General features: G+C 72.9%; 5 protein-coding genes. 2 read left to right on the plus strand and 3 right to left on the minus strand.

Annotation, left to right across the window (positions count from 1 at the left end):
* Positions 1-362: 362 nt before the first annotated feature.
* Positions 363-701, plus strand: coding sequence for an alkyl sulfatase C-terminal domain-containing protein (locus tag AC08ON_RS06035; protein WP_011437547.1), 339 nt, complete (start codon positions 363-365; stop codon positions 699-701).
* Between the two features lie 59 nt (positions 702-760).
* Here AC08ON_RS06035 and AC08ON_RS06040 read toward each other — a convergent pair whose 3' ends face one another.
* Together AC08ON_RS06040 and AC08ON_RS06045 are read right to left on the minus strand one after the other, a co-directional pair.
* Positions 761-2,101 (minus strand): HAD-IIA family hydrolase, encoded by a 1,341-nt coding sequence (locus AC08ON_RS06040; RefSeq protein ID WP_476606759.1) that lies wholly within the window; start codon positions 2,099-2,101, stop codon positions 761-763.
* The gene (locus tag AC08ON_RS06045; protein WP_476606758.1) at positions 2,098-2,643 is read right to left on the minus strand and encodes a tetratricopeptide repeat protein; all 546 of its coding nucleotides are present in this window, start codon (positions 2,641-2,643) and stop codon (positions 2,098-2,100) included. Before AC08ON_RS06045 ends, AC08ON_RS06040 begins: the two co-directional genes overlap by 4 nt.
* Positions 2,644-3,040: 397 nt before the next feature.
* Between AC08ON_RS06045 and AC08ON_RS06050 the strand changes: the two genes are divergently transcribed.
* Positions 3,041-4,372 carry a DUF1015 domain-containing protein gene (locus AC08ON_RS06050; protein ID WP_476606757.1) on the plus strand — a complete coding sequence of 444 codons (1,332 nt, stop codon included), beginning with the start codon at positions 3,041-3,043 and terminating at the stop codon, positions 4,370-4,372.
* 97 nt (positions 4,373-4,469) lie between these two features.
* Here AC08ON_RS06050 and AC08ON_RS06055 read toward each other — a convergent pair whose 3' ends face one another.
* A complete protein-coding gene (locus AC08ON_RS06055) occupies positions 4,470-5,333 on the minus strand; it encodes a tetratricopeptide repeat protein (RefSeq protein WP_476606756.1) in 864 nt (287 codons plus the stop codon).
* Positions 5,334-6,721: the final 1,388 nt, after the last annotated feature.

The following is a 6,721-nucleotide window of genomic DNA, read 5'->3' on the forward strand; positions in this document are numbered from 1 at the left end:
TCGGTAGGACGTCGAGCATGTCCAGCCGGCCGAGGGCGCCGCGAACCTCGGCAGGCAGATTCTCGGTGTTCACGTTGTCAGCCTCCCGCACTCACGGCCGCTGACGCGACGGACCCTGGCGACGTGCGTCATGCGACGAATCTCATGTCCTGTCCACTCCTCGTCCGGCCGGATCCGCCCTCGGCCGGACCGGGACCTCACCCCGGGTCCGTCAGGACCACCGGAGATCGGCTCGCAACCGGTGTAAACTCGCCCGCCACGCGGGTCGTCCCGCCCGGAACACCTACTCTCACGCTAGTGTCCCGGACACGCCGGGCCGAGAGGGGCGCAGGTCGAACAGGCCGAGAGGAGGACCGGCCGGGATGGCCGACAGGTCGCAGTGCGAGGCCGCGCTCCATGCTCTCGCCGCCCGTCTGGATGGGCTCTCCGCCGACGGCCGTCCCCCGCGCGCCCCGGATCGCGTCATCGTCTGTCGTATCCCCGATCTCGGCGCTGTCTTCTCCGGGGAGCTGCGTGACGGCTGCCTGCGGCACATTGGCGAAGGCAGCCGCGACGACGCCCAGATCACCCTGACGCTGGAGAGCGACGACCTGGTGGCGGTCGCCGAGGGAAGGCTTCCCGCGATGACCGCCTGGGCCAGTGGGCGGCTGAAGGTGGACGCGAGCGTGTGGGATCTGCTGCGGGTCCGCTCGCTGCTGTGACGATGTGCCTGTTCACCGACGATGCTCCAAGGCGCCGGGACTCAGGCGGACACCGGGACTCAGGCGAGCGCCACGGGCTCCGGTGCCCGGGGCGCCGGAGCCATCAGGTCCTCGCAACCCGGCGGGCGTCGCGCCGCGATCGCGTGGACGGCGACGCCGCTGTCCAGGGCGGACCAGACCGTGGCGCAGGCGGCCCGCAGCCCGTCCAGCCCGTCGGTGCCGTCCCCGTTCCACGTGTCGTCACCCGACACATCCCGGTCTGACGCATCCCCACCGGAATGACCGCCACCTGAACGATCGCCATCCGACGCGTCATCGCCCAGCCCGTAGCTTTCACCCGACCAGTGCAGCGTCCCCTCCTCGACCCGGCTGCTCCAGGCGCCGCAACGATAGGCGTGGTTCCCCAGCTCCGGGACGGCCTCCACCGGTGGCGCCGCCCGGAGCAGCCCGCGCAGGTCCGCGGCGAGGAAGTCGGGACGGTGCGGAGCGGGAGCGGCGAGCAGGTCTCCGGGGGTCGTCACCCCGGTGAAGACGAGCAGGGTCGGCGTCGACGTCCGGTGACCGGCCTCGATGTCGGTGTCGAGCCGGTCACCGACGATGAGGGGTGTCCGGGCTCCGCTGCGCCGCATCGACTCGCGGTGCATCGCCGACTCGGGTTTGCCGGTCACCACCGGCTCGCGGTCCGTGGCGGCCCTCAGGAAGGCGATGACGGATCCGTTACCGGGCGCGACGCCCCGCTCGGTTGGCACGGTGCGATCGGCGTTGCTGGCGATCCACAGTGCTCCGGCCCGGATGGCATAGGCCGCCTCGGCGAGGCGGGCATAGGTGAGATCCGGGTCGAACCCCTGGACCACCGCCGCCGGATCGTCCTCGGCCGAGTCCACCGGGACCAGGCCCTCCTCCGTCACCGCCTGTCGAAGTCCCCGCCCTCCGGTAATGAGCACCCGGGATCCGGTGCCCAGCCGTTCGGCCAGGACGTGCGCCGCTGCCTGCGCCGAGGTGACGACGTCCTCGGTTTGCGCCGGCACGCCGAAGCCGCGCAGGCGGGCGGCGACCTCGGCCGGCGGGCGCAGCGCGTTGTTCGTGACGTACACCGTGCGCATCCCCCGGCGGCCCGCGGCTGCGATGGTGCCGGCCGCGTGCGGCACGGCGGCGACCCCACGGTTGACGACACCGTCAAGATCCATCAGGGCGACGTCGAACAGGTCGGCCAGCGGCCGGTCCGTCCCGCGCAACGGCCCGGGGAAGCCGCCGGAAGACACGGAGCAACCAGAGGACACAGAGAAACCAGACAAGCCGCAGGACGACGAAACGGAGGAGACCGCGGAAGGGCTGACTGACGAAGACCTGGTTGACGTGGTCTCGTGCGCCGGCGCGGGCACGGCGGCCGGCCGGGTCATGCTTGAGCCAACGCCGCGCGGGCGCCACGCAGCGCGACACCGTAGTGTCGGATGTCGGGACGCATCGCCACGGCCAGCGCCAGATGCTCCACGGCCGCCCGGAGATCACCGATCTTGCGGGCGGACAGCCCGAGGCCGAACTGGGCGTAGTCGTCGGTGGGATGCCGATCCACGATCCAGGCGAAAGTCTCCCGGGCCGCGCCGTACTGACCGGCGGTGAACTGCGCCCGGGCCAGCGCCTCCCGCACACTCGGCGAGGCGGGTTCGGCCGCGACGGCGTGGGCCAGCAGCTGTACCGCGGCATTGGCGTCCCCGTGGCCGAGCAGCGCCATCCCCCGGGTGTACCAGTCGTAGACCTCACCCGCCGGTCCCGGCCGGGACCGGTCCGCACCGTCATCCCCCCAGGACGTCACATCGGACGGCACCGAGCTGGATCTATCACGTCGTCTGCGGGCAGGCAGCCCACCGGGCGTCTCGTCCGGTACATCCCCCGGAGGGCCGGTCTCCTCGGACATCTTCACCTCCACGACACGGACGATCATCTGTCTCCTCGCCACACCAATCCTGAGCACCGGGCACGGACCTCGCGCCGGACTCCGCCGCACCGTGGCGCCCTCGATGCGCATCACCGCCTCTCACCCGAGGAACACCGCCGGATCCGGAATCACTCCGTCCGGCTTCGCCACCGCGGGCGCCAAGCGCCAGGCACATCCTCGAGGTCCGCAGCTCCAGTGTCGCCGCAAAGCCGCCCGACGTACCTCGAGATCCCCATAACGATCAGGTGTGCGCTGTCAACCGTCCCGCCGCTCCGATGGCACGCTCGCACTACGGGAAGGTGGTGAAATGTTCCTCTCGCCCGCTCGGGCCGGCCGGAACACGGGCGGTCAGCAGCGAGGGCACTCCCGGGTCACACCGGGTCCGCACCCTCGGGGCCCTACGATGCGGCTCATGGTTGACGCCGATCGTCCCGTTCCCGCTCCGGCGGGTCTCGTGCTCGCCCCGTTCCGGGCCGCACGATTTCCGTCCTCCGGGCCGGACCTCGCCCCGCTGACCTCCCCGCCCTACGACGTCATCGACGACGCCGAGCGGGCGGAGCTCCAAGCGCGCGACGAGCGCAACGTGGTCCGGCTCATCCTCCCCGGGGAGGACTACGACGGGGCCGCCCGCACGCTGCGGGCATGGCTGGACAGCGGAGTGCTGCGTCGCGACGAGAAGGCCTCCGTCTATGTCTACGAGGAGGAGCGGGCCGGCCACGCCCAGCGCGGGCTGATCGGGGCGGTCGCGCTGACCGATCCGGATGCGGGGATCATCCTCCCGCACGAGAACACCATGGCGGGCCCGGTCTCAGACCGGTTGGCGCTGACCCGCGCGACCCGCGCGAACCTGGAACCGATCTTCCTGCTCTACGCCGGCGGTGGCGAGACCAGCCGGGTGGTCTCGATGGTGATCGCCACGACGCCGCTGGTGGAGACGTCCACGGACGACGGGGTGACGCACCGGCTCTGGGCCATCGACGATCCGGCGGTCCTCACCGCCATCGCCGCGGACCTGTTGCCCCGGCGCGCGGTGATCGCGGACGGCCACCATCGGTACGCCACCTACCGCCAGTACCAGGCGGAACGGCACGCCGCCGGGGATGGTTCGGGCCCCTGGGACTTCGGTCTGGCCTTCCTCGTCGACGCGACCGTCTCGGGGCCCCAGGTGCACGCCATCCACCGGGTGGTGCGTGGTCTCGGGCTCACCGAGGCGGTGCGGCGGGCCGCCGAGGTGTTCACCGTGCGTCAGCTCGCCGGGCCCGGCGAGGGTGGTACCGCCGCCGGGGATGCCGGTGGCGTGGGGCCGGCAGGCGCGGACCCGGACGCGCTGGTGGAGGAACTGGCCAAGGCCGGGCAGGGCGGGCACGCGTTCGTGGTCACCAACGGCACCGCGGCCTACCTGCTCACCGAGCCCGACGCCGGCCTGCTCGCGCGTAGTCTGCCCCCCGAACGGTCGGCGGCCTTCCGTGGACTCGACGTCACCGTCGCTCATCTTGCGTTGATCGTGGACGTCTGGGGGTTGACTGACACGGTGGGCGTGGTCGACTACCACCACGACGCGCCGGCCGCGATCGCCGCGGCGGCTGCGGCGGGAGGTACCGCGCTACTGCTCAACCCCACCCCGATCGCCGATGTGACGGCCGTCGCCGAGGCCGGCGAGCGGATGCCGCGCAAGTCGACGTTGTTCACCCCGAAGCCGCGCACCGGACTCGTGCTGCGTCCGCTCGACGACTGACCGGCGTACATAGGACCGGCGTAGGATCGACGTACACACGGTCCGTCTCCCCGCGGACCCACGGATACCGGGCGGAGTGGTCCTCGGCCGAACGGTCCTACCTCCCGGTCTCCGTCGCCTCGGCCTCGGGAGCAGCCTCGGTGCCGGCGCCGGTGCCATGATCAGTAAGATCATGGCCGGTGATGTCCTGATCGACGTTCCCCTCGGTCCCGGCGTCCGCGTCGGGACCGGCCCGATCGGAGAGCAGGAGATCCGCGCCGTCCTGGGCAGCCTCCTCGTCCTCCTCGGGGAGAGGCCGACCAGTCATGATCAGGTACGCACGGGCGTCGGCGTCGGTCTCTCCCTCGTCGATCGCAGCCGTGGAGGTGAACCAGCGTGCGGCCTCCTCTGGACGACCGGCGGCAAGCAGCGCCTCGGCATAGGCGTACCAGAGGCGGGCGGTCCACAGCGCGGGCGGCGTCTTGGCCGTGGCCAGATCCCGCAGCAACACGACGGCGGCCTCCGGCTGACCGAGGTCCCGGCGGGCCCCGGAGACGACGATGAGCATCTCCGCCCGAGCGGCCGGATCAAGCTGGTCGATCTGCGGATCCCGCAGGTAGGCGACGGTACGCTCCGGCCGGCCCAGTCCCCGTTCGCTGTCCGCCATCAGCGGCAGGTTGTGCGCGGAACCGTCCATCCGACGAGCGGCCCGAAGTTCCACCAGGGCCGTCGCGTACTCCCCCGCATGGTAGGCCGCGATACCGACCGCCTCGCGCACCGCGGGCAGGCGCGGCACCCGATCGGCGGCGGCGCGGGCGTGGGCGAGCGCGCGGGCGGGATCGTCGTCGAGCAGCAGGGCGGTCGCGACGAGATGGCGGGCGATCGTGTCGGCGAGCGACGATGGCAGCCCCCGAAGGGACCGGCGCACGTCGTGGTCCAGCAGGTCCGCGCGGGCCTCGTCGGGAAGTGGCGGAGCCGGCACCCGGGCCCGCCGGCTGCCCTGCTCAGTCTGATCAGTCCGGCCAGCCCGGTCGGTTCTGTCAGTCCGGCCATCCCCGGTCGGACGGCTGCCGCGGGGGCCGCCGCCCCCGGGCCTGGAAGCCTCGGTGAACGGCCGGCCACGGTGCTCGGCGCGAGCGGCGCCGTCGCGGCGGTCCCCTCCACCGCTGGTGTCCCGGGGCCCCCGGGACTCCCGGCCTCGATCGCCGCCGGGCCGCGGGCCGGCCGAGCGCGTACCCGCGGGACGGTCGCCATCGGAACGCCAGACTCTGCCGTGAGTCGGCCGTTCAGGGCCGTCGTGCCGGGGCTGCGGGCCGTCGCTGCCGGCCCGGGGCTGCCCGGGCCGATGGGATACCGAGGAGTCGCGCCCCGGTCTGCCGTGGTCGGGACGGCTACTCGGCCTTCCGGACCGGCCGGTCTCCTCCGCTCCCGGCCGACCCCGACGCTCGCGCCAAGCCGCCTCGGCGGCGACCCGGTTGCGGGCGGAGGCTCCGCTCGCGCCCCGGTCACCGCGCGGGCCCCGGTCACCGCGCGGGCCGTCGGCTCGGGAAAAGCGCTCACCGCCAGCCGCCGGAGCACGCCCACCGCCGGTCCCCTCCGGACGCCGAGCCCCACCCGGGCGGCGGTCGACGAACGAGGCGGCCGAGGAGGAAGAGGAACTGGAGGATCCCGCATCGCCCGCACGCGGCGGTGCGCCGTACCGGGCGTTGCCGTACCGGGTGTTGGAGTCCGCACCCCTGGAGCGGTCCGGCCGGCCCTGGCCCTCCGGGCCGCGGCGGAACTGGCCCGCCCCGCCCCGCGTTCCTCCCCGCGCACCGCCCTGCCCGCCGCCGCGCGCACCCTGGCGCGCGCCCTGAGAGGGACCGCCCTGTCCGCGCGACGCGCCGGTCTCGGATCCGCCGCCCCGCCTTACGCCCGGGGCATCGCCACGCACCGCGCGCCCGGCGCGACGTCCCTCTGCCGGCGTGCCACGATCACCTGAAACGTCCCGATCACGCCGCTGCGGATGTGGGGACGTGAACGGCGTCGTCCCGCCTCGCTGACTGGATCTGTCTTCCCTCGGCATGACCGGCAACTTCCCTTTCATCCCGCAGGTACCGCGGTTGCGGCTGCGGGTCCCTCGTGATCCGGAGGCGCCCTCAGGCCGCCGGGCTTCCGACGCGGACACCACGGCGCCCGAGATCGTCGGCTGTGCTTCGGATGTTGCGTAGATACGTCAGTCCGGCTTCACCCGGGTCCACGACGTTCACCCGGGTCCACGGTGGTGCGGTGATGCCACAACCCTCAACGATACGACGTCCGGACCGGTGATGACCGGGTCCACCCGGTGACCATGCCAAAAAAGGGCGCGAGAAAGGGTGTGGGGCTGCC

Source organism: Frankia sp. CoWAU3, assembly GCF_977971855.1.

Coding starts and splice junctions, on each gene's coding strand:
- AC08ON_RS06035 (WP_011437547.1), top strand. CDS start 363: ATGGCCGACAGGTCGCAGTGCGAGGCCGCGCTCCATGCTCTCGCCGCC.
- AC08ON_RS06040 (WP_476606759.1), bottom strand. CDS start 2,101: ATGACCCGGCCGGCCGCCGTGCCCGCGCCGGCGCACGAGACCACGTCA.
- AC08ON_RS06045 (WP_476606758.1), bottom strand. CDS start 2,643: ATGATCGTCCGTGTCGTGGAGGTGAAGATGTCCGAGGAGACCGGCCCT.
- AC08ON_RS06050 (WP_476606757.1), top strand. CDS start 3,041: ATGCGGCTCATGGTTGACGCCGATCGTCCCGTTCCCGCTCCGGCGGGT.